Source organism: Streptomyces sp. NBC_01296, assembly GCF_035984415.1.
In the GTDB taxonomy this organism is placed as follows: domain Bacteria; phylum Actinomycetota; class Actinomycetes; order Streptomycetales; family Streptomycetaceae; genus Streptomyces.
In genome coordinates, this window is the sequence record NZ_CP130720.1 from 8,116,814 (window position 1) to 8,139,414 (window position 22,601).

The window sequence follows — 22,601 nt, forward strand, 5'->3', positions numbered from 1 at the left end:
CACCCCCTAGGAGCGCACCCCGCGGGCGCGGGCGGCCGTCGCGCACACGCGGCGCAGCAGGTAGTGCAGTTGGGTGCGCTCACCTTTCGTGAGGGACGCCAGCAGGACGTCCTGCACGGACTTCATGTCGTCCTGCACGCTCGCCAGCGCCGCAGCACCGGCCGGGGTGAGCGTCACCACCTCCTGCCGGCCTCCGATGTTGACGACCATGACCTGCACCAGGCCCTGCGACGAGAGGACATCGGTCACCTGCGACACGTCAGCCGACGGCAGCCCTGTCTGCGTGGCGAGATCGGGAAGGGCGTGCGGCCCCAGCTCCGCCAGCGTCCTGAGGACGGACCGGTGGAGGGGACTCAACCCGTGCCCGCTCAAGCGGTCGGTCATCAACGAGTCCGCGGCCCGGCCCGCCGCCACCAGGAGCTGCACGGTCTGCTCGGAGGGATTCGAGGTTTCGCTCCCTCTGTCGTACACGGCGCATCCAATCACTGGGGAGGGGGCTGTCACCTCCGACCCGGGACACGTCGGCACATAAACCCACGCTGACCATACTTGTGCGCAGGGCTGCCGGTCTACATCGATGTCGTCAATCGGGTGCCTCAGCGGCCCCGCAGCGCCTCGGCGGCGAGCTCCAGGTACTCGTGCAGCCCGTAGGCCAGGCCCACTCCGGCGGCGACCGACTCCAGGGACGAAGGACGCCCCAACGACTTCACGGCCGCGAGAACCTCCTCCTGGCTCGGAGCGTACGTACGCCGGCCCTCCCCGCTGGCACCCATGACCCGTCTCCCCGCCCTTCGTGCGTCAGTCATCCCACGCAACCTCACGAACTGACGCCGCGGCAAGACCAAGGTGCCCGGCACACCGCCCGGTTCCGGCTGATCGGCACCTGGACCGGGGGAGAGACGGCGACACGGATCGTGAGGCCGGCCGTGTCGATTGGGTGGGAACTCCTGCGGTGGGGGCCGCGGGTGGGAAGCCGGCGGCCGCGACCCTACTCACCGAGGACATGGTCCGTACGGCGCTGCCGAACGAGGCGAGCGCCCCACAGGGCTGGGAGGGTGGCAGCGTGCGCTTCGACCCGGACCATGCGGACAACGTACGTCAATGCGAGACCGACTCCGCGTGGAGAGCATCGACCTGCGCGAAGGCGGACCCTACGCGGACTTCGCGAAGCTCGGCATCGACGGCCTGAAGAAGGTCGCAGCGGGTAAGAATCCCGACGCGTAGAACGGCCTGGGCACCAGGGGCCGGTGGGGCCGGTGCCCACGCGGCCTCGCCGTCCTGCTCACGAGCGTCACCCAGGTCGGGATCGGCCACCCGCCGGGTGTTGACCGGCGGTTCGAAGACTCCGTCGGGTGCGGGACGGGTCCTTCTGTCATCGGGCGGTACGGGAAGTGTCACCGTCGTGTCTCAGCGGCCGTACGGCCGAACTCGGCCGGGAGGAGCTCCGTGTCCTCAGTATCCCGTCCCGGAACCCGCCGGGGCGAGCGAACCGGCTTCCGTCCGGCGCCCGGCAGTTCAGGGGGCCGCGGTCCCCACCCCGAGGAACGTCACCATGAAAGTGCACTCCGGCCGCCCCTGGGGCGCCGTACGCCCGGGCGTCCTGGCCGTCCTCCTCATCGTCCTGGCCGTCCTCGGCGTCACGACCGCCTGCTCCGGGCCGGTCGAGACGCTCAGGCGAGCCGTACCGGGCTTCTCCAACCCCGTCATCCCCGGCCTCTGGACTCCGCAGCGCATGGCCGATGCCGACGGGTACGAGGCTCCCGTGGCGGACGGGCTCGGTGCCGACCTGGGCGAGAGCGACCCGGAGCCGGCCCCCGTCCGGGCCGCCGCCGAACGTACTCCGTACCGCGCGAGCGCTCCCACGCTGGGGAAGGTGTTCTTCGACGGGCCCGACGGGCCGAGCGTCTGCTCCGGCACCGCCGTCGAGGATCCGACCCGGCCGGGCCGCTCCAGCCTGGTGTGGACGGCGGGCCACTGTGTCCACGGCGGCGCGGGCGGCACCTGGCACCGCAACATCGTCTTCGTCCCCTCCTACAACGACCGGGGCCTCACCGGCGCCTCCCGCCGCGCGGCCCCAGCGGCCGAGGTCGCCCCGCTGGGCACGTGGTGGGCGACCTGGGCCGGTACCTCCGAGCAATGGCTCGCGGAGGGCGCCGCCACCGGTGGCGGCGGGGCGTCCGGCGACTTCGCGGTGCTGCGGGTGGCCCGGCAGGACACCCGCACATCGCTCCAGGAGGCGACCGGGGCAGCCGTACCGGTCTGGTTCGATGCGCCGCCCACCGCGGCGATCCCGGCGATGAAGGCCTGGGGCTACCCGGCCGCCGTCCCCTTCGACGGGCAGCGGATGTTCGCCTGCCAGGACCGCCCCGGACGGCTGTCCCTGCGCCCCGACCGGCCGTCGCTGTACCGCATCGGGTGCACGATGACCGGCGGCTCCTCCGGCGGCGGCTGGTTCGCCCGGCGTCCCGACGGCACCCTCGCCCTCGTCAGCAACACGTCCATCGGCCCGGCCTCGTCCACCTGGCTCGCCGGGCCGCGACTGGGCGGACAGGCCCGGACCGTGTACGCCTCCGTCGCGAAGGACGGCCCGGCCTGAGAGGGAGGCCGTCTCCTACGCTTCTACCGTGCTCCCCTGAGCGTGCTGGCCGGCTGACTGCCGCGGGCGGCCGCGGCACGCCGCGGGGGGTCCGGCGCGGGGTTCTGGAGAGTGGGCCGGGACCAGGGCGCGTCGACGCCGCCGGACTCAGGCCGTAGCCCGAGCTCGCGGAGCTGGTTGACCGCCATCATCGCGGTGAACATCGTGTTCGGGTTGGCACCGCCGCCCCCCAGTTCAGCGACGGATTCCTGGAAGCGGGTGGTGAACGCGCTCGGCCGGACCCGCCTGCTCTCGCTGGTCAGACCGAGTGCCGCCTCCTGCAACGCGGTGGCCTGCTCCAGCAGTCCGTCCAAGTAGGGCGCCACCTCCTCGGCACGGCGCACGGCGAAGGTGTGCCCGTCGGTGAGGAGTGCGGCTTCTCCGTCCTCGAAGAGGAGGGCGACGGCGCCGAGCGTGGTCTGGATCTTGAGCTGATCGGCGTCGGCCATGGCACCACAGGGTCCGTTGCCCTCGTCGGACAGGTGAACGACGCCGCTGTCCCTCAGGTGCACGATCACGTGCCCGGCGCAGTGGCCCTGGCTGCGCAGCACGCGGACCGCGCCATCGGCGAAGGTCCAGCCGGTGAATCGCAGCGAGCCGATCCGGATCTGCTCCAGCGGTCGCTCCTCGTAGGTCCGGGTCGTAGCGCCGAAGGGCCGCATGGGCTGGAAGAGCGACACCAACTGGTCGGCGGCCAGTGCGGGCTCGGGCAGTGCCGCCGCCCCGGCGATCCGCTCGAGGGACCGCGCCCAGTACGACGCCGGGTCCCGCATCTGGTCGAGGTCAAGAGCGGGGAGGTAGTGCTCCACCGGCACACCCAGCTCGTCGGCCAGGTCGTTGTTGCCGACGTGGTCAGGATGACCGTGCGTGGTCAGCACCAGTGCCCGGGACCAGGGCCCGACCCGGTCCGTCGCCGCCCGCAGTGCCGCGCGGAAGGCCGGCGTGACGCCGGTGTCGACCAGCACCACGGTGTCGCCGGCCCGGTGTACGAGGGCGTTGGCGACGTCCGGCTGGTCGTGCTCGACATCCAGTTCCTGCCCGAGGACCAGCACGGTCCTGTCGTCGATCTCGATCAGGTCGCCGAGTGCGGTCACGGCCATGGATCCTCCCGCGGTCTCGTCGGTTCCTGCTCGACTCGTCCGCGGTGAGCCCTGCCGCCCACCTCGACGATGTCGACCACGAGTCTCCTGTCGACGAGCCTACGCCGCACGGGCCGACACCGCCGCTTCGTCCGGCGCCGGTCGTCCCGTGCCCGGGCTGCCCCCAGCCCGCCCGGGCACGGGCACCCCGGCCTGCGCCCGGCGACCACGGGGCAGGTCACCCGGCGCCCCCGTCCGGTCCATCGTCCGTCTTCCCGTCAGCCTGCCCGTCCGCCTTCCCGCCAGACTTCCCGCCCGCGGCACGTCGCCGCTCATCCTCCCGCGCCGCCCAGGCGGCCGAGTCGATCCGCGAGGGGTACTCCTCCTTCGGCTCCGACCCGTCCAGATGCACCGCCCACGCCCACAGGACGACCGCCGCCAGCAAGAAGCAGCCCGCCACTGCAAGGACCGCGTCGATGTCGTCGGTCTGGGATTCCGGGTCCGTGCCGAAGAAGGCGGGAGGACCGTTGACCATCATGCTCACCCACCAGGCGAGGGCCGCGTTGAACGCGAGGAGGGCCAGCCAGTACAGGAGCCGCACCGCCTTCGCCGGGCCGCCGTGCAGCGCGCGCAGCAGGAGCAGACGGCGCAGCCTCCCCGGCCCTCCCCGCTGGCGGCGCGCCGCCGCCTCGAAGCTGCGTACCGACGCGTAGCAGGCGTCGAGCCAGTCGCCCGGCTCCGGGTCCGGGGCCCCGGTCGGCGCCAGCTTCTTGGCCTCGATCCAGCTGGAGATGAACTGGACCTCCATCTGTGCTTTCTCCAGCCTTCTGCGGTAGTGGTGGTCGGCGCTCCGCGCCTCGCGGCGGTCCCTGAGGACGAGGCTGATCCCGCCCACCAAACCGGTGATCACGGGCACGAGGAACGGCGCGAACGACACCAGGGAATCCACACTGGGCACCGGCAACGCCTCCTGTCCGACCAAGCCTCGGCTGGGGGCCTCCGGTCCAGCCTTGCATCCCCGGTGGCAGCCCCACCGTTCCGCGCGGCCGATCGGGTGGGCCGCCCGCCGCGCCCCTGGACGCCGGGGCCGGGGCCGCGGGCCCCGGCGGGCGGTCAGGAGACGAGGGGGGCGGCCTCCTCTTCGGTCAGCTTGATCGTGCACAGGCCGCCGCGCTCGGTCTGCACGTCCGTCACCTTGAGCTGGGTGCCCGGCGCGAGGATGTATTCCTCCTCGCCGGTGAAGGCGGAGTAGCTCCGGATCCCCACCGCCCGGGCGGGGGTCACCTCGAAGAGCGTCCGCTTGCCGCGGCTGCCCAGGAAGGACCGGGCCACGCTCAGCTCGGAGGTGCACGAGGACACGCCCCACCAGGTCACGGTCCCCCCGACCGGATACTGCGCCCGCAGGTCCAGCGACACACCGCGCCAGAGCGGCCGGGTGTGGGCGGGCAGCCCCGACACCGCGGAGAACAGCAGCCGCAGGTAAGGGAGGTAGGGCACGACCTTGGTCCGGTCCGGGGAGCGGAGGACGGCGTTGATCTCGCGGTAGAAGGCGGACTCGCAGGTGTAGAGGTAGAGCGCGGCGATGGCGTCGGCGGACATGCGGCCGGCGGTCTCGTCCGCCCGGCGCTTGCCGAACTCGTGGGACCTGTCGATCTGCCGGCCGAGCCCGGACAGCACGTCGGCGACCGGGGCGACGGCTTCCTGGAAGTCCATCAGCGGGGTGTCGAACACGCCGGTGATCGCCGGGAGGACGAGCCCCTCGTCCTTTACGCCGGTGAGCCGCTCGAGGTAGAGCTGGTGCAGTTCCATGGTGGACGCGATGAAGGCCCCCATGCGTGCCGCGACGTCCCCGCCCGCACCGCCGGCCCCCGCCGCATCCTCGTTCCACCCCTGGCTGGGCAGCCAGTCGATCGCCTCGGCGCCCAGCGACGCGAGGGCCTCGTTCACCATGCCGAAGTGGTCGCCCTCGCAGAAGATGTCGCCCTGGGCCGCCGGGTTGGGATGATCGATGTGCCGGACCTCGACGTCCGGATACTTCTTCTGGAGCCGCAGGACGATCCTCTTCAGGCTGCGGGCGTGGGCACCCCACCACGCGAACACGACGCCGCGGTCCTCCTCGTCGGCGTCCTGCTTGGCCTTGAGGATCTCCTCGACGATCCGTTCGGCGACGGGCCGCCAGAACGCGGTGTGCCGGTCGGCCCCCATCGCCCCGTCGCCGCTGGCCGTGAGCGAGGCGTTCAGCAGCAGCACGCCCTGTGTGAGCATCGCCTGGAACCACTCCGGCGGCTGGACCGTGTCCCGCTCCTTCAACAGGGCGCGGACGTCGGCGATGGGTGTCTTCTTGGCGATGCCGTACTTCCACATCGCGGCCGCCTTGATGATGCAGCGGATGCTGACGACCCTGCCGAACTGGCTGTCCTTCCAGTCGTTGAAGGTGTTGTCGAACATGGCTATCCCGGTGGCGCTCTCCGGCCGCGGGTACGGGTTCTGGCCGAAGACGACGACCTTCCACTTGTGTGGCGGGTTCGGCTTGAGCGCCTGGAAGGTCAGCTCACGGACCGGGACGACCTCCGGGCTGCGGCCCTGGCCGATGAACCGGGCGGCATCCGGCTGTGCTTCGATGACCGGCTTGAGGAGCGGAAGCCAGGGTTCGCCGCCGCCCTGGAAGAGATCGGTGAGGCCCAGCGGGTCGTTCGCATCGGGCTGGGCCGGGGTGGTGGTGGCGTCGGTCATGGGCGAAGGGCTCCCGGTCGTCGTACCTGAGGGGTGGTGGGGGCCGGCATGCTGACCGGCGGTGTGCACGGGATCAGCGGCGAAAGGAATGCCCTTTCGGTGGCACGATGCGCACCCGCTCCGTGGCCGGCGCGTTCTCGATGCCGTCGAGCTGCGCGGTGATCGTGGCGCGCAGCTGGTCGTCGTCCTCGAACCAGTGGTCGTGGAAGAGCGTGAAGCCGGTCCACATCAGGTTGGCGCACACCCGGGCCGGCACCCGGCCCGTCTGCGCGCCCATCCCGACCAGAGCCACCGAGCGGATGCTGCCCGGCACCTGACGGTTCTGCCGGTGGACGGCCTGGAACGCCGCGGCGCACGCCAGGGCCACGTTCAGCGTGTCCTTCACGTTCTGCGAGGACTGCACCATGGTGGGCGTCGATATCAGGAACCGCGGGACGGTCGCACCGGAAGGGACGCAGACGGCGCTCCCCACCGGCAGGGTTCCGGCGAACCGGTCGCGGATCGCCCGCTGCACGCGCAGCTGGATGCCGGCCCCGAGGTGCCGCTTGATGACGGCGTCGACCCCGCCGTCCATCCGGCCGAGGGAGTTGGTCGGGGTGACCCACGCATCGACGTCCTCGTCGAGGATCGAACCCCTGCGGATCTCGATCCCGGGGGTGTCCGCGAACGCCGCCCGCCACGCCTCCACCACACGCTCGTTGACGTCGGTCAACACCACCCTGAGCACGGGCTGCACACGGTTCTCGGTCATCGTCCACTCCTGTCGGGAAACGGCCCTTCCAACACCCCCGACGCTATCGGCCACCACTGACAACGCCGTGGCAGGAAGAGGGCAATGACGTCCCATCACGGCGCCGTGCGCGGCGCGGCTTCGGAGTCGGGTGCGGCTACGGGAAGAGGACACGCCGGGCAGCGGCACGGCCACGTGCCGAGCCCCGGGGGAGGACATACTGAGCGGGGCGGTCATCGGACGGCTCCACGCCTAGACCAAGTGGCGGCATGCGCGAAATCACCTTCACGGCTTCGAGGAGACTCACGGCCGGAGGCTTGCTCTGGGTGTCATTGGTTCAGATTTTCGTGGTGAACAATCTGATCGTCCTTCCGCATGCCTCGAGTCGGAACCTGGAAGAGCACATCATCTCGGCGCTCGGAGTCACCCGGTGCGGTCTCATCGGGGGGTTCCGCTTCTGCTCGCCCTGGCACGAGGCCGCGGACATCGCCTGGGTCGCCGGAGGGGTGTCCCTCACCGCGGCCGCGGTGCTCAACATGGTGATCTTTCCGGCAGGCCGTCGCAGGAACCTCACGTTCGGCGTATTGGCCGTCAGCGGACTGGGACTCGTGTCCACCGGCTTCAATCCCTACAACCTCCGTCCGACCGTGCATCTCCTGTCCGCCGGAACGTGCTTCTTCTGCGGGGCTGTGGGCGTGCTGCTCCTGGGAGGCATGCTCCGGCAGGCGCGCCGGCCGTACTGGGGCGCCGCCGGCATCGTGTGCGGCGTGACCTCCATCGTCTCGGCCACGCTCACGGCGCTGAGACCGGACCCCGGGGTCCAAGGGCTGTTCGAGCGGATCGCTGCCTGGCCCAGCGTGGTGTGGATCATCTGGACCGGGGCGTTCATCCTCGTCTTCACGCGGCGGGCAGCCCGGGACCGTCAGTGATGCGTCGGCTCCTGCAGGCTCTCCTCCGCCTCTGTGACCTGGCCCGTCACCCGCGTCCCCGGGTGCAGCAGTGTGCACAGGTACGCCACGCCCAGGGCGATGGACATGCCGTAGAAGACCCACTGGTTGGCCTCGGCGAAGTCCATGTGGACGGCCTGGAAGGCGCTCCGCATCAGCGTGGAGGTCGGCCCGCCGTCGGTGGGACTGCGGTCGTCCGGGTGACCGGTGACCGCCTCCGCGATGTTGCGGGCCGCACCCTGGACTTGCGCCTCCGGCAGGCCCCTCGCGGTGAGTGTTTCCGCGACCCGGCTGGTCATGACATGGGTGAGGAGCGTGCCGAACACCGCCATGCCCAGCGCCCCGGCGTAGTTGCGCACGGTCTGGGTGACACCGGTGACCTCTCCGTACGAGGCGCCGATCGCCCGGTTCACGGCGTCGGTGGAGGCCGGGGAGAGCACGAGGCCCATGCCGGCTCCGGCGAGGCAGGCGTAGGGCCACTGGTCGTGGGCCGACAGGTCCGTCAGTTTCGCCGCCCACAGGGCGAATCCCACACAGCCGAGCGCCGTGCCGAGCTTCATCGTGGGCCGGGCACCGTGCTTGTCGAGGATCCTGCCGCCCCACTGGGCCGAGAGGCCGAACCCGGCGAAGAAGTACAGCACGTAGAGCGCGGCCTGGTGGGGCGACGAGCTCAGCGAGATCTGCGCGTACACCGAGGCGAAGAACAACACGGGGACGAACGCCAGCATCGAGAAGAAGAGCACGAGAGTGTCGGCCGCGAATGCCCGGTCACGGAAGACGCGCAGCTTGATGAGCGGTTCGTCGGTGCGCATTTCGTACCAGCAGAAGATCGCGAGCACGAAGAGCCCGCCGATGATGCAGCCCCAGGTGGGCAGGCCGGTCCAGCCCCAGGCGGATGACTGCTGGATCCCGAGGACGCTCAGCCCCATACCGGTGGCGATGAGCACGGCGCCCGGCACGTCGAGGCGTTCACGCCGCCGGGCGTCGGGGATCCGGGCGAGGGTGGTCAGGACGAGCGCGACGACGGCCACGGGGACGTTGACCCAGAAGATGGCCCGCCAGGTCCAGGCGGTCAGCCAACCGCCGAGCAGCGGTCCGAGCGCGGTGAGCGCGCCGGCGAGGACGAAGAACAGGGCCAGCGCCCGGCCCCGTTTGTCGACGGGGACGACGGAGACGACGACGGCGAGGGCGGCGGGGAACACCAGCGCCGCGCCCAGCCCCTGGGTGGCCCGGAAGATGATCAGCCAGCTCTCGGCGAAGTCTCCGGACGGCACCGAGCCGCAGAGCACGGATGAGACGACGAAGACGAGGGTGCCCGCCACCACCATCCGGCGGTGCCCGAAGACGTCGGCGAGCCGCCCGCCGAGCGCGAAGAACGCGGCGAGCGCGAGCAGATACGCGTTGACCACCCGCTGCATTCCGGAGGACGAGAGGCCGAGTTCCTCGACGATGCTGGGGGCGGCGATGCTGACGATCGTCTGGTCCACAAAGATCATCGCGACGGCGAAGACCATGGCTGCGAGGGCGAGTGTCTGGTTCGTGGCCGTGCCTTGCCGGCCGGACAGCCACGGCGTGGTTCCGCGTTGCCCGCCGTTTCCACGCGGAGCACCATGGGGGGAGCCCCCGGCGGCGCTCCCTCTGCCCTTCACAATCCTCATCCTCCCTGCCGGAGAGCCGGTCCGCACGCCGATGGGGCGGCCGCAGTCCGCCGGGGAAGGGCGCATCGGCCGTCTTGCGGCCTGGCAGGCTGTGTGCGTGCAGGATCCGGAATCGATGGCCCGGGCTGCACGCCGCCCCGTTCGCCGACACAGACAAGGTGACCATGTTCGATCCGGTGCAGGACAATCCGTACCCCGACACCCATACCCTCGGCGAAGGCCCGGAGCCGCACCCGCTGTTGAGGCCGGTGCTGGGGCTGGTGGGGCGCTGGCACGGCCGGGGGGAGGGCCAGTACCCCACGCTGGAACGAGATTTCCGCTACGAGCAGGAGCTCGTCTTCAGCCACGACGGGCGCCCCTTCCTGCGTTACGAGGCGCGCGCCTGGCTGGTCGACGAGTCCGGGGCTGCTGTCCGGCCTGCCGGTCGGGAGGCCGGCTGGTGGCGGGTGACGCCGGAGGCGGGCCTGGAGGTCGTCCTCGCCCACCCCACCGGGATCGTCGAGACGTACGTCGGCACGGTGTCCGGTACGGAGATCGAGATCGGGACGAAGGACGTGGCGCTGACGCCGCTGGCCAAGGAGGTCACCGGGACGCGCCGCCGCTACAGCCTCGACGGCGACCTGCTGACGGTGGTGCACGACATGGCGGCGGTGGGGCAGCCGCTCCAGCACCACCTGACCACGCGGCTGCGGCGCCGCTCTTCCTGACCGCCCGGGCGGGCTGCCGGTGCCGGGCGGTCAGGCGGAGGAGCCGCTGTCGATGACCAGGTCGTGGCCGACCACGGAACCCGCCGCGGACGAGGCGAGGTAGAGGACCGCGGCCGCGACCTCCTCGGCCTCCGCGACGCGGCCGAGCGGGTTCTCGTGCTTGACCCGCTCCACACGGTCGGCCTCCGTTTCGCCCGGCCGCAGGGACATGGGCGCGGCGGAGGTTCCCGGGCTGACCGCGTTGATGCGCACGCCGTCGCGGATGTGGTCCAGGGCGGCTGCGCGGGTCAGCGCGGAGACGGCGGCCTTGGAGGTGATGTACGCGGCGGCGTTCGGGATGCGGGCGTGGGCGCCCAGGTTCGAGGAGATGTTGACGATGGCGCCGCCGCCGTTCTCCCGCATGTGGGCGATCTCGTGCTTCATGGCCAGCCAGACGCCGGTGACGTTCGTGTGCAGTACCGCGTCCCAGTCCTCCGCGGCGATGTCGCCGGCGGGTACCGTTCCGCGGAATATCCCGGCGTTGTTGACGGCGACGTCCAGCCTGCCGAACCGTGCGACGGTCTCCTGGACGAGAGCGGCCAGTTGGGCGGAATCGGTGACGTCGGCGGTCACCGCCTCGGCGGTGCCGCCGGCCGCCCGGACGAGGCGCACGGTCTCGTCGAGGGAGGCCGCGGTCCGGCCCGCGGCGACCACACGGGCGCCTTCGGCGGCGAAGGCGAGCGCGATCGCCCGGCCGAGGCCGGATCCGGCGCCGGTGACGAGGACGGACGCGTCGGTGAAACGGTTCATGGCGGTGGCTCCTTGTGCGGGCGTCGGTGGGGAGTGCTGTGGGAGAGGACCGTGGGAAGGCTGCCGTCACTCCCGGGTGGGGCGGCGGCCAGTCCCCCCGCGGTGACGGTGCGGGGGGAGCGGGATGGTGGTGGCGTTGGAGGTCGTGCTCCTGCCCACGTCCTTCCCTCTCCTGATACTTGACCGATCGGTCTATTATTCGGGCGTGCGGAAGGGAACCGGGCGGCTCCTCCGTGGGCGTCGCGGTCGGTTCGGATCGGATCGGATCGGTTCAGTCCAGCAGGGACAGAGCCTGCTCGGCCGCGTCCCGTACGCGGGTGGGATCGGCCGAGGCCTTCCCGACGACCCGCACCCCCTGGAGCAGGACCAGGAGCATCCGGGCCAGAGCGCGCGGGTCGCGCTCGGGAGGCAGCTCGCCCTGCGCCTGTGCCCGGACGAGCGCCGCGTGCAGCAGCGTCTCCAGCCGGTCCCAGCTGGACTCGACCCGGCGGGCCGCCACGGAATCGTGAGCGCCCAGCTCGGCGGCGGTGTTGGTGATGAAGCAGCCGTTCAGCCGCTCCTCCGGTGAGGCGGCCTCGGTGGCGAAGCGGCGCACGACGGTCCGTACCGCCGGCAGGGCCGGTCCCGGCCCGGACAGGTCGGCGAAGAGCCGTGGGTCGACGGACTGCGCGTACCGGTCCAGCGCCTTGAGGTAGAGCTCGTGCTTGCTGCCGAACGTCGCGTAGATGCTCGCCCGGCCGATGCCGAGGTGTTCGACGAGGTCCGTCACCGACGTCGCTTCGTAGCCGCGCCGCCAGAACAGCTCGAGGGCCGACTGAAGCGCTGCGTCCGGATCGAATTCTTTGGTCCTGGCCATGAACAAGATCATAGAGCTATTTGGAACGATCGGTCAATATACCGGCCGCCGGTCGGGACAGCCGGCCGCGGGAGTGTCGTGGGTGAGCGCGCAGACCATCTGCTCGCCGCGTCCGTGGTCGGGGTAGGTCGTGATCAGCTCTGCCGTGAAGTCCTTCCACTGGCGGGCGATGTCCTGGGTGGCGAGCGCGGTGGCCCGCTGAAAGTTGCCGTTCGTCGAGCGCGGGGCGGCTTCGGTGTCCTTGTTGAGGGTGGGGGTGTGCTCGATGCGTCCGGCGCAGTCGGTGGGCTTGACACCGGTCGACTCGAAGTCCGGATAGCAGCCGGTGGTCAGGTCCTCGGGAAACAGGCCGACGGCCTCCTTCGTCCAGTCGGCGTCGTTCATGGAGCCGTAGCGGCGGATGTCGAGGAACGGCGCGATGTCGGTGCGGTTCAGTCCGGGTGGATTGGCCGTGCCGATGGGGTCGGCGCCGGCCCTGTCGGACCAGTTGCCGTGCGCGTAGAAGTCCTCGATCGGGTGCCAGCCTCGGCCGAGCTGCTCCAGGACGCTGCACTTGGCGCGTCCCGCCCTCCCGTTCCACGTGCAGGGGGAGGCCAGGTCGCTCTGGCCCGCGATGATCCTGCCCCGGGAGTCGACCAGTCCGTCGGCATGGCGGACGGCAGCCCGCAGGCGGGCGACGGAGCCGCGGATGCAGGCGAGCAGCTCGGTGTTCGCCTCGTCGCGGGTGCGGGGGTGCGCGGACGCGTGTCGCGAGGCGAGGTGATCGGCGTTGTCGCAGTGCAGGGGGCCGAGCTTGAAGTAGTCGCCCTGGTCGTCGGCCACGATCGCCCCGTCGCGCGAGTCGGCCATCGCCGTCAACGACCTGGGCTCCCACTGCAGGGCGGCGCGAGTGATCTTCTCGTGGTTGCCCCCGGTGAACGCTTGCGCCGGACCGGCCGGAAGCAGGATCGGACATGCTCCGCAGGCGAGCGAGGCGAGCGAGACGAGCGCGGTAGCGGGCAGTCGCCGGACGTATGCGGAGGCGTGCATCACGAGACCTCCAGAAACCTCGCAATAGGGCATAAATGGTACCCGTGGGTGCCGGAAGGGGGTCGTCGCCGGGAGTGATGCGGCGAACCAGTGAGGCTCGTATGCTCGAAGTGATCGAAATGACGACTTGGCGACCCTCAGGGCCCTGACCGGCCCTGACCGCCGCCGGGCCGGTCAGGGGGGCGGGCTGTAGGCCGCGCGCTCAGCGGAATCGTGGCTTCCGGCAGGCGCTCACCCGGGAAGGGGATCAACCATGTGTCGGTGGCTCGCGTATTCGGGAACCCCGCTTGTCCTTGAAACGATCCTGTACAAGCCAGAGCACTCCCTGATCGATCAGGGCCTCCACTCCCGTCTCGGTGTCGAGACGACCAACGGTGACGGATTCGGCATCGGCTGGTACGCGGAGAACTCGAGCAACCCCATCCCCGCGGTGGTACGCGACATCGGCCCGGTGTGGAGCAACCGCAACCTGCGTGAGATCGCGCAGCACGTCAAATCCCCGCTGCTCTTCGCTCACATACGGGCCTCGACGGGCACGGCGGTGCAGCAGACGAACTGTCACCCCTTCCGCCACGGCCACTGGATGTGGATGCACAACGGCTCCATCGCCGAATTCCACAAGCTGCGGCGGGAGCTCTGCCTGGCCGTGGACCCCGAGCTGTATGCCGACCTCGAGGGGTCCACGGACTCGGAGGTCATGTTCTTCCTCGCACTGACCTTCGGCCTGGACACCGACCCGCCGGGCGCGGTGGCCCGGATGGCGGGCCTGGTGGAGCGCGTCGGCCACGCCCACGGCGTCGCCGCGCCCCTGCAGATGACCGTCGCGGTGACCGACGGCTCGGCGGTCTGGGCCTTCCGTTACGCCAGCGAGGGCGTCGCCCGGTCGCTCTTCTACAGCACCAAGGTCGAATCCCTGCGCGCGCTGCACCCCGACATGCCCCTCCTGCGCGACGTGTCGGACGATACCCGCCTCATCGTGTCCGAGCCGCTGGGCGACCTGCCGGGGGCTTGGAACGAGGTACCCGAACACAGTTATGGCGTGGTTCGGGCAGGAGCGGACGATCTCCGCCCGTTCGCCCCCGTGCCGATGTGAAGCGCCGCTCGCTACAGAGATCCCTTCAGGTAGACGCGTGTGTGCGTGACACGTGATGCGGACGCGGAGAAGGCGATCGACCGCGTCTCACTGGTCACCGACACCTCGAGGTGGTCCGGTCCACCGCAGCCGGCGATGCGCACCGCGCGCTTCGCTTCCGCGAGGTGTACCGCCGGCTCATCCCCTGCGGGTTGACGAGCTCCTGCACACCCGCCCGGTCGCCGCGTGCCGGAGCCGCGAGGGTCTTGCGGCTCCGGCAGTCGGGTCGGGGTCAGGCCGTGGTGTCCTCCAGGGCGCTGTCGGGGATCCAGGAGCCGTGGAGTCCGGCGCTCACCCGGTGGGGCAGGTGGACGGTGGCGATGCGGTCGAGGCCGGAGGCGTCCAGAACCAGCAGCTGCGAGGCGTCCTGCTTGAGGTCGGACACGACGGTCAGCAGATAGCCGTCGTCCTCGGACGTGGCACGGGCGGCGGGGACGAACACGGCCTCGCCGGGCATGCGGGCGTCGCCCACCTGATGGATGCGGCGCGCTCCGGTGGTGCGGTCGTACTTGACGACACCGTAGCCGCCGAAGCCCTTCTCGTCGGGGAAGGAGATGGCGTACTGGTAGCGGTTCTCGGCGCCCAGGTAGTCCTCGTTGAGCGTCGGGAACTCCACCGGCAGGTCGTCGATGATCTGCTCGTCGACGGTACCGGCGGCCATGTCGAGCACCCAGCGGCGGGTGTAGGAGCGGGAGACGGGCTCGCTGCCGCGCCCGGGCGCGCCGACCCACCAGTTCCAGGACAGCCGGAAGCCCTCGCGGTCGACGGTGGGGCCTTCCAGGACGATCCGGCCCCGGCCGTCCTCGTAGGCGTTGGAGACGTGCAGCATGTTGCCCGGTTCGATGGAGAACCAGCGAACGTGCCGGGCGCCGTCGCCTCCCCGTGCCATGACACCGATGCGGGCGGGCTGCCGGTCACTCCAGCTGTAGGGGATGCCGGAGGACTCGGCGTGGTCGAAGGTGACGTTGCCCTCGACGAACACCACGTGGCGGCGGGTGACGGCGAAGTCGTGCTTGAGCGCGGCGGTCGCTCCCGGGACCTCGGCGCTGTGGATGATCTCGCCCTTGGCATCGGAGACGTAGTACGTCAGGAACGGCGGGAACGGCGAGGACCCGAAGAAGTGGAGCTCCCCGGTCACCGGGTCCTCCTTGGGGTGCGCGGTCATCGCGCCGCGCAGCTTGCCGCCGAAGTCGTGGGCGCCGACCGTCTCCAGCTCCGGGGTGAGCTCGAAGGGCAGGTTCGCCTCGCAGAGCGCCAGGAGCCGTCCGGCGTGTTCGATGACGTGGGTGCCGGCGGCGCTGGCGGTCAGGTCGGGTCCGTGCTCGGTCATGTACGGAGCGCCGTCGAGGGCGGGGGTGTGCACCCAGCGGTTGCGGTACCACTCGGCGCGGCCTTCACGCAGCCGGATGCCGTGGACCATACCGCTGCCCTTGAACCAGTGGGTGGGGGTGATGCCGGGCTTGGGGTTGTGCCCGTTGCGGAGCAGCCGGCCGGTCAGTTCGGGGGGCAGGGTGCCCTCGACGGTGAGGCCGGTGGCGGTGACCTCCTCGGCGACGGGGGTGAAGTGGCCGGTCAGGTACGGCTTCGCAGTCGTCATGGCAGGAATCTCTTTCGTGGATGTGGTGCTTGGTCAGGAGAGGTGTTCAGTAAGGGATTTGAGGTAGGTAGGTAGGTCGAACTCAGGGGATCGGGGAGGGCTGCGGACGGGAGGGTTGCGGATCGGACGCCGGGCGGGCGGCGGCTGCGGTTCGCGGGCCGGTGCAGCGGGCGAGGATCAGCGCGAGGAGCGCGGTGGCGGCCAGGACCGCGGCCGAGACCGTGAAGGCGGTGCGGTAGCCCGCGGTGAGCGCCTCCAAGTGCGGCTGGTGGACCGCGGCGTGCCCGGTGACGGAACCGGCCAGGGTCGCCAGGGCAGCGAGGCCGATCGCGCCTCCGACCTGGCGGGTGGTGTTCACCAGGCCGCCGGCCAGCCCCGCGTCCTGCGGCGGGACGCCGTCCACGGCGAGTGCGGTGAGCTGGACGAAGGCGATGCTCAGGCCGAGGCCGACCAGGATGCTCGGACCGAGGACGTCCACGAGGTAGCTGCCGTGGGCGCTGATGCCGGACAGCCACAGCAGGCCGGCAGCCTCGGTGAACAGGGCCGCGGTCACCGTCGCGGTGGCGCCGATGCGCCGCGAGATGCGGGGCGCCATGGCCGCGCCGAGCATATTGGCTCCGGCGAGCGGGAGTTGGCCCATACCCGTGGTCAGGGGATCCTCCCCGAGAACCTGTTGCTGGTAGAGCGGCAGGAAGAAGAACAGCGCGATCCACACGGACCCCAGCAGGGCCATCAGCAGGTTGCCGGCGGCGACCCTGCCGGTGGCGAACAGGCGCGGTGGTATGAGCGCGTTCGGCCGGCGAAGCTCGATCACGGCGAAGGCTGCGAGCAGTGTGCCGGCTCCGACGAGCGAGCCCAGCACCCCGGCATCCGACCAGCCGGCGCCGCGTGCGGTGGTCAGTCCCCAGACCAGGCAGGTCAGGGCCAGGGTGATGACGGCGGTGCCCAGCAGGTCGAACCGCCCGTCCTTGCGCCCCGGCGCCCGTGGCACCAGCGTCGCCACGGCGGCCAGGACCAGCGCCGCCCCGAGCGCCACGGAGTGGAAGATCCAGGGCCAGCCCCACGCCTGGGTGAGGACACCACCCAGCAGGACGCCGCCTGCCCCTCCCGCTCCGGAAACCGCGCCCCACACCCCCAGCGCCCTGCCCCGCCCGGGTCCGGGCGGGAACAGGTCCATCGCCAGGGCGAGCGCGGCCGGGGCGATGGCCGCGGCGCCGAGGCCCTGAACGGCACGGGCCGCGATCAGGACGCTCGCGGATGCGGCCACTCCCGCTGCCAGTGACGCCGCCGCGAACAGCGCGAGGCCGAAGACCAGCACCCGACGGCGGCCGAGGAGATCGGCCGCCCGGCCGCCCGCGAGGAGCAGCGCCCCGAACGCCAGGCCGTAGGCGTTGACCACCCAGGTGGTCCCGCCGTCAGAGAGACCCACCCCGGCGCGGATCTGCGGGAGCGCCACGTTCACGATGGAAGTGGCGAGCATGACGGTGAACTGAGCGGCGGCCAGCGCCGCGAGCGTGATACCCGGCCGGGGAGCTCGAGCAGCTGCCCGGTCCGTCTGCGTGTGTGCGACGTTCATGCGCCACAGACTCGTGTCGGGCGGTGTCCACTCTCCAGGCCCGGCAGTGCCGGGCGCTGTCCACTCCTGTCCGCACCTGTCCACCCGGCCCTGCCGAGGCCACGCCCCTGCTGCTACCGGGAGCCGTGCAGCTCCTGCTGCCACAGCGCTTCGCAGAGCAGGTCCAGCCCCTGTCGCACGTGGCGACGGTAGGTGCCGTACGGAAGACCGAGGCGGCGGGCGGCGGCTTCCTGGGTGGGCGCACCGGAGAAGTAGCCCGCTGCCAGGGCCTCGCGGGCGCGTACGCCGCGCGGGTCACGGGCGAGGTCGTCGACCGCCTGGCGCAGCAGGGCACGCAACTCCCCTACAGGATCGCCGAAGTCGGCCGCGAGGCGGGTGCGCAGCAGGGCGCAGGCGGCGAAGGCGCCGGCATCGCGCCAGTAGGCCAGCGCTTCGCGCACGGCCTGGTCGAACGTGGTACGCGAAATGGGCGACGGTCCGGCCGGCACGGGCGGCACGGGCGGTTCGGTGGCCGAGATGAAGCGTTGAAGCCATGCCTCCACGGGTATCTGACGCCAGTCGACGCCGAACAGCCCGTAGGTGTGCTCGCCGACCCGCGGGCGCGCCCCGGTGTCGCTGAGGGTGCCCTTGACGCGCTCGGCCCAGGTCTCGGCGTCCCGGAAGACGGCGAAGCCGTAGGCGCGACCACGGGCGCGCGCCGCCTCCGCCTGGGCCCGGGAACTGCTCAGGTCGATGACGCGCGAGGGAACCTGGTACCGCTCGGGGTAGATCGAGAAGCGGCTGACGCCGATGTGTTCGCCGGGGCTCACCGGCGCGATGGCATCGGTGTATTGCCACGCGGCGGCGACGACGGGATCGGAGGCCAGGTCCCGGGGGTCGGGTGGGGCCGGCAGAGCCAGCCGGGCCGTGAACGCCACGATCCGGCCCGTGTCCACGAGACGGTAGACGCTGAAGGCCTGCGGCTGGCGCTGCGCCCAATAGCGGACCAGTTCCGCGGAGGCGGCCCCCTCGGTCTCCTCGGCCATGCGCAGCACGGCATCGATGTCATCCGGGTGCAGAGGACGGTCGTGCACCTCGTCCTCGCGGGACCAGGAGCGCAGCCGGGCCAGGGTCTCACCCTCGCGGAAGAGGTAGAAGAGCTCGTCGGTGACGGTCCACACCCGCTCCTCGGGTGCCTCGCGCAGGATGCGCAGGTACTCGTCCGCCAGGCGCTGGCGCATCGCCTCGAAGGCGTTGGGTGCTCGCCAGCGCAGGTCGGCGGCCAGCGTCTCGCGTGCGGCGTCGTGCGGGTGGAGGCCCCGGTGCGTGGACTCCATGAAGGGCAGGTCCCGCAGCCAGGAGAAGAGCAGATGGGCATCCTCGCCGGGCAGCACAGCGGCGAGCAGTTCCTCGGACGTCGAGTGGGCCTGCGCCGCCACCTCGAGGGCGCGGCGGTGGACCGCCGTGGGCACCTCCCCGATCAGCCCCGCCAGCAGGGTGCGCAGGACGTCCGCCGTGGGGGCCCAGATCTCCTCCCTGCCGCAGCCCGCCGATCCTGCCGCGGCCGCGAGGGACAGGGCCAACGGGTTGCCTCCGGCGAAGCGGAGCACCCGGTCGCGTAGTTCGGGCCGGATCCGGGCCGCCACCAGCAGGCTCCGGGCCTGCTCCTCGGAGAACGGCTCCAGTTCGGTGACGTGCAGGAGCCGGGACCAGGCGGGGTCGGCGGTCCACTGCGGCTGCGGAGCGCGCCGGCCGGCGAGGACGACCAGGGTGTCGTCCGCTGCGCGGGGCAGGAAGTGGTGCCACAGCCAGCTCTCCAGCCACTGGCAGTGCTCGAAGGAGTCCACGAACAGGACGGTGCCCGGAACATCGAGGAAGGGACCGGCGGCGTGCTCGAAGTCGGCCGGGTCCCGGCTGACGAACCGGCCGTCGAGTTCGACGAGCAGCCGTCCGGCCGTACGGGCGTGGTCGGCCAGGCGCCGCAGCAGCGTCGACTTCCCGATGCCGCCCGGCCCGCACACGTAGAACGCGAACGGCGCGTGCGGATCGCCTGCCAAGGCCTCCCCGAACAATCCGAGTTCATCGTCCCGGCCGATGAAGGCCCGTACGCGCGCTCTGCTCAGTCTTTCCCCCACGGACACCATGGCGGCTCCCGTCCTCCTCGTGCACCACCCGGATCCGACCGGTCGAACGGAAATCCTAAGGGACGGGGGCCTTCACCAAGCAAGGCGCATGGAAGCCCTGTTCATCTCACTACGGGGGTGAAGTCCAGCGACAGAGAGACGGGGCCTCGGGTGTACAGGCCGGCCTCCCGGTAGCGGAAGCCGGGGCTGTAGCGCACCTGGTCGAGTACGGGCAGGAGCATCGACGCGACGGTCTCGATCTCGGCGCGCGCGAATGCCGCGCCGACGCACTGGTGGAGTCCGGTACCGAAGGCCAGGTGCTGGGCGGCCGCGGTGAAGGAGCGGGCGGCGCCGAGGTCCGGGCGGTGGATGTCGAAGGCGTCCGGGGCGGTGAAGGCTTCGGGGTCGCGGTTGGCCGCGCCGATCATGCAGAAGACGGTGGCACCTGCCGGGACGGTGGCGCCGGCGAACACGGAGTTCTCCTCGGCCTGGCGGGGAATGAGCTGGACCGGCGGGGTGTAGCGCAGGGTCTCGGCGATCGCGGCGGCCAGCAGGTCCGGGTCCCGGCGGACCTGCTCCATCTGCTCGGGGTGGTCGATCAGGTGCTTGAAGAGCAGGGCGAGCGTCTTGTCCGCGGGCTCGGTGGAGGCGGCCAGAACGTTGATGATCAGTGCCGTCACGTCACGATTGCTCATGGCGATTCCGTCGAACTCGGCGGTGCACAGCTTCGATATCAGGTCGTCGCCGGGTTGCCGGCGCCGCTGTTCGATGACGGGGAGGAGGTGGGCCTCCAACTGCTCGGCGCAGTCCATGCAGTGCCGGCGGCGCTCGGGGGTGAGGGTCATGCTGGTGATGAACTCGGCGACCCCGCTGTGCCAGGCGGCCACCTGTCTCCAGTCCTGTCTGTCCAGACCGAGGACGTCGAGCGTCACCTGGACGGCGAGGGGCTTGCCGAAGTCGTTGACCAGGTCCATCCGGCCCTGCGCAAGGAAAGGGGCCATGAGTTCGGCGGCGTTGGCGTGGATGGCGCGTATCTGGTTCCGGAGGGCCTGGCCGGTGAAGCCCCGTACGACGATCTTTCGCTTGGCGGTGTGCTCGGCCCCGGTCATCTGGGCGAGGACCGGCCCGCGCATGACCGGCTCGGCGCGCACCTGCAGCGTCTCGGTGGTGAACGCTTCATGGTCGGTCATATGGCCCACCTGACGCGCGACGACATCCCGTTCCACTACGCCCTCGCCGACACGTTCACCCTCTGCGACGCCTACCACTGCTCGTTCATCGGCTCGACCGACCCCAACCGCTACTACCTCTGGTCGGGCCACACCGGCAACGACGGCAAGGGCGGCGGCCCGGTCCTCAACAACGCCGAGGCCGGCTACGGCTGGACCACCTACCCGGAGCGCCTGGAGGCGGCCGGCATCTCCTGGAAGGTCTACCAGGACATCGGCAACGGCCTCGACGCCGCCGGTTCCTGGGGCTGGATCAACGACGCCTTCCGCGGCAACTACGGCGACAACTCGCTGCTCTACTTCAACAACTACCGGGGCGCGCAGCCCGGCAACCCGCTGTACGACAAGGCCCGCACCGGCACCGACGCCAGGACCGGCGAGGGCTACTTCGACAAGCTGCGCGCCGACGTCACCGCCGGCACCCTGCCCCAGATCTCCTGGATCGCCGCCCCCGAGGCCTTCAGCGAGCACTCCAACTGGCCGGCCAACTTCGGCGCCTGGTACATCGCGCAGGTGCTGGACGCGCTGACCGCGAACCCCGACGTGTGGGCCCGTACCGCGCTGTTCGTCACCTACGACGAGAACGACGGCTTCTTCGACCACGTCGTCCCGCCGTACGCCCCCGCGGACGCCAACCAGGGCCTGTCGACCGTACCGACCGCGCTCGACGTCTTCCCCGGCAAGGCCGGCTATGTCGCCGGCCCGTACGGTCTGGGCCCGCGCGTGCCGATGCTCGTGGTCTCGCCGTGGAGCACCGGCGGCTACTCCTGCTCCGAGACCTTCGACCACACCTCCGTCATCCGCTTCATGGAGAAGCGCTTCGGTGTGCAGGAGCCCAACATCTCGCCCTGGCGCCGCGCCGTCTGCGGTGACCTGACCTCCGCCTTCGACTTCGCCCGCACGGACACCGGCACGGTCCGGCTGCCCGACACCGGCCGCTGGGAGCCGCAGGACCGCGAGCGGCACCCCGACTTCCGGGCCACCCCGCCGGCGGTGGCGGCCATGCCGCGCCAGGAGAAGGGCATGTGCCCCACCCGCCCGCTGAAGTACGCCCCGTACGTGGACGGCGCCGCACTCACCGACGAGGGCAAGTTCCGCCTGACGTTCAGCGGCGGCCCGGACCTGGGCGCGCAGTTCTACGTCACCTCCGGCAACCGGACCGACGCCCCCTGGACGTACACCACCGAGGCCGGCAAGTCGATCGCGGACGCCTGGAACACCCGCTACTCGGCCGGTGTCACCGACCTGACCGTCCACGGCCCCAACGGCTTCCTGCGCGGCTTCCGCAACCCCGGCACCACCCCCGGTCCCGAGGTCACGGCCCGCCACAACGCCACCACGGGGAACCTGGACCTCATGCTCACCAACGCCGGGGCGTCGACCGCGACGCTCACGGTCACCAACGCCTACGGTGGCGGGCCGAAGCGCCTCACGGTCGCCAAGGGCGCCACCGTCACGTACAGCGTTCCCCTGAAGAACACGCGGCGCTGGTACGACGTGACGGTCACCGCATCCGAATCCCCGGACTTCCGCCGCCGCTTCGCCGGTAAGGTCGAAACCGGCGCGGCCGGCCTCTCGGACCCGGCGATCCTGACGGACCAGTCCTCCTGACCCGAGCCGCCCCGCCTGCCGAGCGCGGCCCTGCCCGGGCCCGCTTCGGCGTCGGGACGATCACCGGATCGGCCTGATCACCCCGGTCCCGGCCTCCTGCGCGCAGCGGCCGTGCTGCCGCGTGCCGGTGCCGTCCCAGCGCCTCATTCGTGGATTCGGGCGTGCCGACGGTGCCGGCTGAGGCATCGTCG

At 71.2% G+C, this 22,601-nt stretch carries 20 protein-coding genes; 6 read left to right on the top strand and 14 right to left on the bottom strand.

What is annotated here, in order from left to right; translation table 11 throughout:
• Positions 1–6: 6 nt before the first annotated feature.
• Entirely contained in the window at positions 7–471 is a 465-nt protein-coding gene (locus tag OG299_RS36910) for a MarR family winged helix-turn-helix transcriptional regulator (protein WP_327363931.1), read from the bottom strand.
• A gap of 125 nt (positions 472–596) precedes the next feature.
• Positions 597–773: a hypothetical protein gene (locus OG299_RS36915; protein WP_327363932.1), complete on the bottom strand. Its 177-nt coding sequence runs from the start codon at positions 771–773 to the stop codon at positions 597–599.
• A gap of 328 nt (positions 774–1,101) precedes the next feature.
• Here OG299_RS36915 and OG299_RS36920 point away from each other — a divergent pair, with 328 nt between their 5' ends.
• Both OG299_RS36920 and OG299_RS36925 read left to right on the top strand, forming a co-directional pair.
• Positions 1,102–1,224: a hypothetical protein gene (locus OG299_RS36920; RefSeq protein ID WP_327363933.1), complete on the top strand. Its 123-nt coding sequence runs from the start codon at positions 1,102–1,104 to the stop codon at positions 1,222–1,224.
• Between the two features lie 328 nt (positions 1,225–1,552).
• Positions 1,553–2,596: a trypsin-like serine peptidase gene (locus OG299_RS36925; protein WP_327363934.1), complete on the top strand. Its 1,044-nt coding sequence runs from the start codon at positions 1,553–1,555 to the stop codon at positions 2,594–2,596.
• A gap of 23 nt (positions 2,597–2,619) precedes the next feature.
• Here OG299_RS36925 and OG299_RS36930 read toward each other — a convergent pair whose 3' ends face one another.
• The 4 genes from OG299_RS36930 to OG299_RS36945 form a co-directional block, all read right to left on the bottom strand.
• Complete coding sequence (locus OG299_RS36930; RefSeq protein ID WP_266632865.1) at positions 2,620–3,735, bottom strand: MBL fold metallo-hydrolase; 1,116 nt, start codon at positions 3,733–3,735, stop codon at positions 2,620–2,622.
• A gap of 217 nt (positions 3,736–3,952) precedes the next feature.
• Positions 3,953–4,672 (bottom strand): hypothetical protein, encoded by a 720-nt coding sequence (locus tag OG299_RS36935; RefSeq protein ID WP_327363935.1) that lies wholly within the window; start codon positions 4,670–4,672, stop codon positions 3,953–3,955.
• 155 nt (positions 4,673–4,827) lie between these two features.
• Positions 4,828–6,447, bottom strand: coding sequence for an ADP-ribosyltransferase domain-containing protein (locus OG299_RS36940; RefSeq protein ID WP_327363936.1), 1,620 nt, complete (start codon positions 6,445–6,447; stop codon positions 4,828–4,830).
• A gap of 73 nt (positions 6,448–6,520) precedes the next feature.
• Positions 6,521–7,198 carry a macro domain-containing protein gene (locus OG299_RS36945; RefSeq protein ID WP_327363937.1) on the bottom strand — a complete coding sequence of 226 codons (678 nt, stop codon included), beginning with the start codon at positions 7,196–7,198 and terminating at the stop codon, positions 6,521–6,523.
• Between the two features lie 248 nt (positions 7,199–7,446).
• Between OG299_RS36945 and OG299_RS36950 the strand changes: the two genes are divergently transcribed.
• Entirely contained in the window at positions 7,447–8,106 is a 660-nt protein-coding gene (locus tag OG299_RS36950; protein ID WP_327363938.1) for a DUF998 domain-containing protein, read from the top strand.
• Here OG299_RS36950 and OG299_RS36955 read toward each other — a convergent pair.
• Positions 8,100–9,638 (bottom strand): MFS transporter, encoded by a 1,539-nt coding sequence (locus tag OG299_RS36955; protein WP_266632875.1) that lies wholly within the window; start codon positions 9,636–9,638, stop codon positions 8,100–8,102. The two genes, OG299_RS36950 and OG299_RS36955, sit on opposite strands and share 7 nt — an antisense overlap.
• A gap of 308 nt (positions 9,639–9,946) precedes the next feature.
• On the opposite strand from OG299_RS36955, the gene OG299_RS36960 reads away from it, so the two are divergent.
• Positions 9,947–10,489: a heme-binding beta-barrel domain-containing protein gene (locus OG299_RS36960; RefSeq protein ID WP_327363939.1), complete on the top strand. Its 543-nt coding sequence runs from the start codon at positions 9,947–9,949 to the stop codon at positions 10,487–10,489.
• 30 nt (positions 10,490–10,519) lie between these two features.
• Here OG299_RS36960 and OG299_RS36965 read toward each other — a convergent pair whose 3' ends face one another.
• The 3 genes from OG299_RS36965 to OG299_RS36975 form a co-directional block, all read right to left on the bottom strand.
• Positions 10,520–11,278 (bottom strand): SDR family NAD(P)-dependent oxidoreductase, encoded by a 759-nt coding sequence (locus OG299_RS36965; protein ID WP_266632877.1) that lies wholly within the window; start codon positions 11,276–11,278, stop codon positions 10,520–10,522.
• Positions 11,279–11,549: 271 nt separating this feature from the next.
• Positions 11,550–12,134 (bottom strand): TetR/AcrR family transcriptional regulator, encoded by a 585-nt coding sequence (locus OG299_RS36970; protein WP_327363940.1) that lies wholly within the window; start codon positions 12,132–12,134, stop codon positions 11,550–11,552.
• A 33-nt stretch (positions 12,135–12,167) separates the two neighbouring features.
• The gene (locus OG299_RS36975) at positions 12,168–13,163 is read right to left on the bottom strand and encodes a hypothetical protein (RefSeq protein ID WP_327363941.1); all 996 of its coding nucleotides are present in this window, start codon (positions 13,161–13,163) and stop codon (positions 12,168–12,170) included.
• Between the two features lie 253 nt (positions 13,164–13,416).
• Here OG299_RS36975 and OG299_RS36980 point away from each other — a divergent pair, with 253 nt between their 5' ends.
• The gene (locus OG299_RS36980; protein ID WP_327363942.1) at positions 13,417–14,256 is read left to right on the top strand and encodes a class II glutamine amidotransferase; all 840 of its coding nucleotides are present in this window, start codon (positions 13,417–13,419) and stop codon (positions 14,254–14,256) included.
• A 271-nt stretch (positions 14,257–14,527) separates the two neighbouring features.
• Here the strand turns inward: OG299_RS36980 and OG299_RS36985 are convergent, their stop codons facing one another.
• From OG299_RS36985 to OG299_RS37000, 4 genes are all read right to left on the bottom strand, one after another.
• Positions 14,528–15,892, bottom strand: coding sequence for a carotenoid oxygenase family protein (locus OG299_RS36985; protein WP_266632882.1), 1,365 nt, complete (start codon positions 15,890–15,892; stop codon positions 14,528–14,530).
• A gap of 82 nt (positions 15,893–15,974) precedes the next feature.
• The gene (locus tag OG299_RS36990; RefSeq protein WP_327363943.1) at positions 15,975–17,468 is read right to left on the bottom strand and encodes an MFS transporter; all 1,494 of its coding nucleotides are present in this window, start codon (positions 17,466–17,468) and stop codon (positions 15,975–15,977) included.
• A 113-nt stretch (positions 17,469–17,581) separates the two neighbouring features.
• Positions 17,582–19,582, bottom strand: coding sequence for a P-loop NTPase family protein (locus OG299_RS36995; RefSeq protein ID WP_266632886.1), 2,001 nt, complete (start codon positions 19,580–19,582; stop codon positions 17,582–17,584).
• A gap of 110 nt (positions 19,583–19,692) precedes the next feature.
• Positions 19,693–20,760, bottom strand: coding sequence for a cytochrome P450 (locus OG299_RS37000; RefSeq protein WP_327363944.1), 1,068 nt, complete (start codon positions 20,758–20,760; stop codon positions 19,693–19,695).
• Between OG299_RS37000 and OG299_RS37005 the strand changes: the two genes are divergently transcribed.
• Positions 20,761–22,410: a phosphocholine-specific phospholipase C gene (locus OG299_RS37005; protein ID WP_327363945.1), complete on the top strand. Its 1,650-nt coding sequence runs from the start codon at positions 20,761–20,763 to the stop codon at positions 22,408–22,410.
• The last annotated feature ends 191 nt before the right edge of the window (positions 22,411–22,601 follow it).

Excerpts from the sequence above, each read along its gene's own strand:
- OG299_RS36915 (WP_327363932.1), bottom strand. The coding sequence starts at position 773 with ATGGGTGCCAGCGGGGAGGGCCGGCGTACGTACGCTCCGAGCCAGGAG.
- OG299_RS36920 (WP_327363933.1), top strand. The coding sequence starts at position 1,102 with ATGCGAGACCGACTCCGCGTGGAGAGCATCGACCTGCGCGAAGGCGGA.
- OG299_RS36925 (WP_327363934.1), top strand. The coding sequence starts at position 1,553 with ATGAAAGTGCACTCCGGCCGCCCCTGGGGCGCCGTACGCCCGGGCGTC.
- OG299_RS36930 (WP_266632865.1), bottom strand. The coding sequence starts at position 3,735 with ATGGCCGTGACCGCACTCGGCGACCTGATCGAGATCGACGACAGGACC.
- OG299_RS36940 (WP_327363936.1), bottom strand. The coding sequence starts at position 6,447 with ATGACCGACGCCACCACCACCCCGGCCCAGCCCGATGCGAACGACCCG.
- OG299_RS36945 (WP_327363937.1), bottom strand. The coding sequence starts at position 7,198 with ATGACCGAGAACCGTGTGCAGCCCGTGCTCAGGGTGGTGTTGACCGAC.
- OG299_RS36950 (WP_327363938.1), top strand. The coding sequence starts at position 7,447 with ATGCGCGAAATCACCTTCACGGCTTCGAGGAGACTCACGGCCGGAGGC.
- OG299_RS36955 (WP_266632875.1), bottom strand. The coding sequence starts at position 9,638 with ATGGTCTTCGCCGTCGCGATGATCTTTGTGGACCAGACGATCGTCAGC.
- OG299_RS36960 (WP_327363939.1), top strand. The coding sequence starts at position 9,947 with ATGTTCGATCCGGTGCAGGACAATCCGTACCCCGACACCCATACCCTC.
- OG299_RS36965 (WP_266632877.1), bottom strand. The coding sequence starts at position 11,278 with ATGAACCGTTTCACCGACGCGTCCGTCCTCGTCACCGGCGCCGGATCC.
- OG299_RS36970 (WP_327363940.1), bottom strand. The coding sequence starts at position 12,134 with ATGGCCAGGACCAAAGAATTCGATCCGGACGCAGCGCTTCAGTCGGCC.
- OG299_RS36975 (WP_327363941.1), bottom strand. The coding sequence starts at position 13,163 with ATGCACGCCTCCGCATACGTCCGGCGACTGCCCGCTACCGCGCTCGTC.
- OG299_RS36980 (WP_327363942.1), top strand. The coding sequence starts at position 13,417 with ATGTGTCGGTGGCTCGCGTATTCGGGAACCCCGCTTGTCCTTGAAACG.
- OG299_RS36985 (WP_266632882.1), bottom strand. The coding sequence starts at position 15,892 with ATGACGACTGCGAAGCCGTACCTGACCGGCCACTTCACCCCCGTCGCC.
- OG299_RS36990 (WP_327363943.1), bottom strand. The coding sequence starts at position 17,468 with ATGAACGTCGCACACACGCAGACGGACCGGGCAGCTGCTCGAGCTCCC.
- OG299_RS37000 (WP_327363944.1), bottom strand. The coding sequence starts at position 20,760 with ATGACCGACCATGAAGCGTTCACCACCGAGACGCTGCAGGTGCGCGCC.
- OG299_RS37005 (WP_327363945.1), top strand. The coding sequence starts at position 20,761 with ATGGCCCACCTGACGCGCGACGACATCCCGTTCCACTACGCCCTCGCC.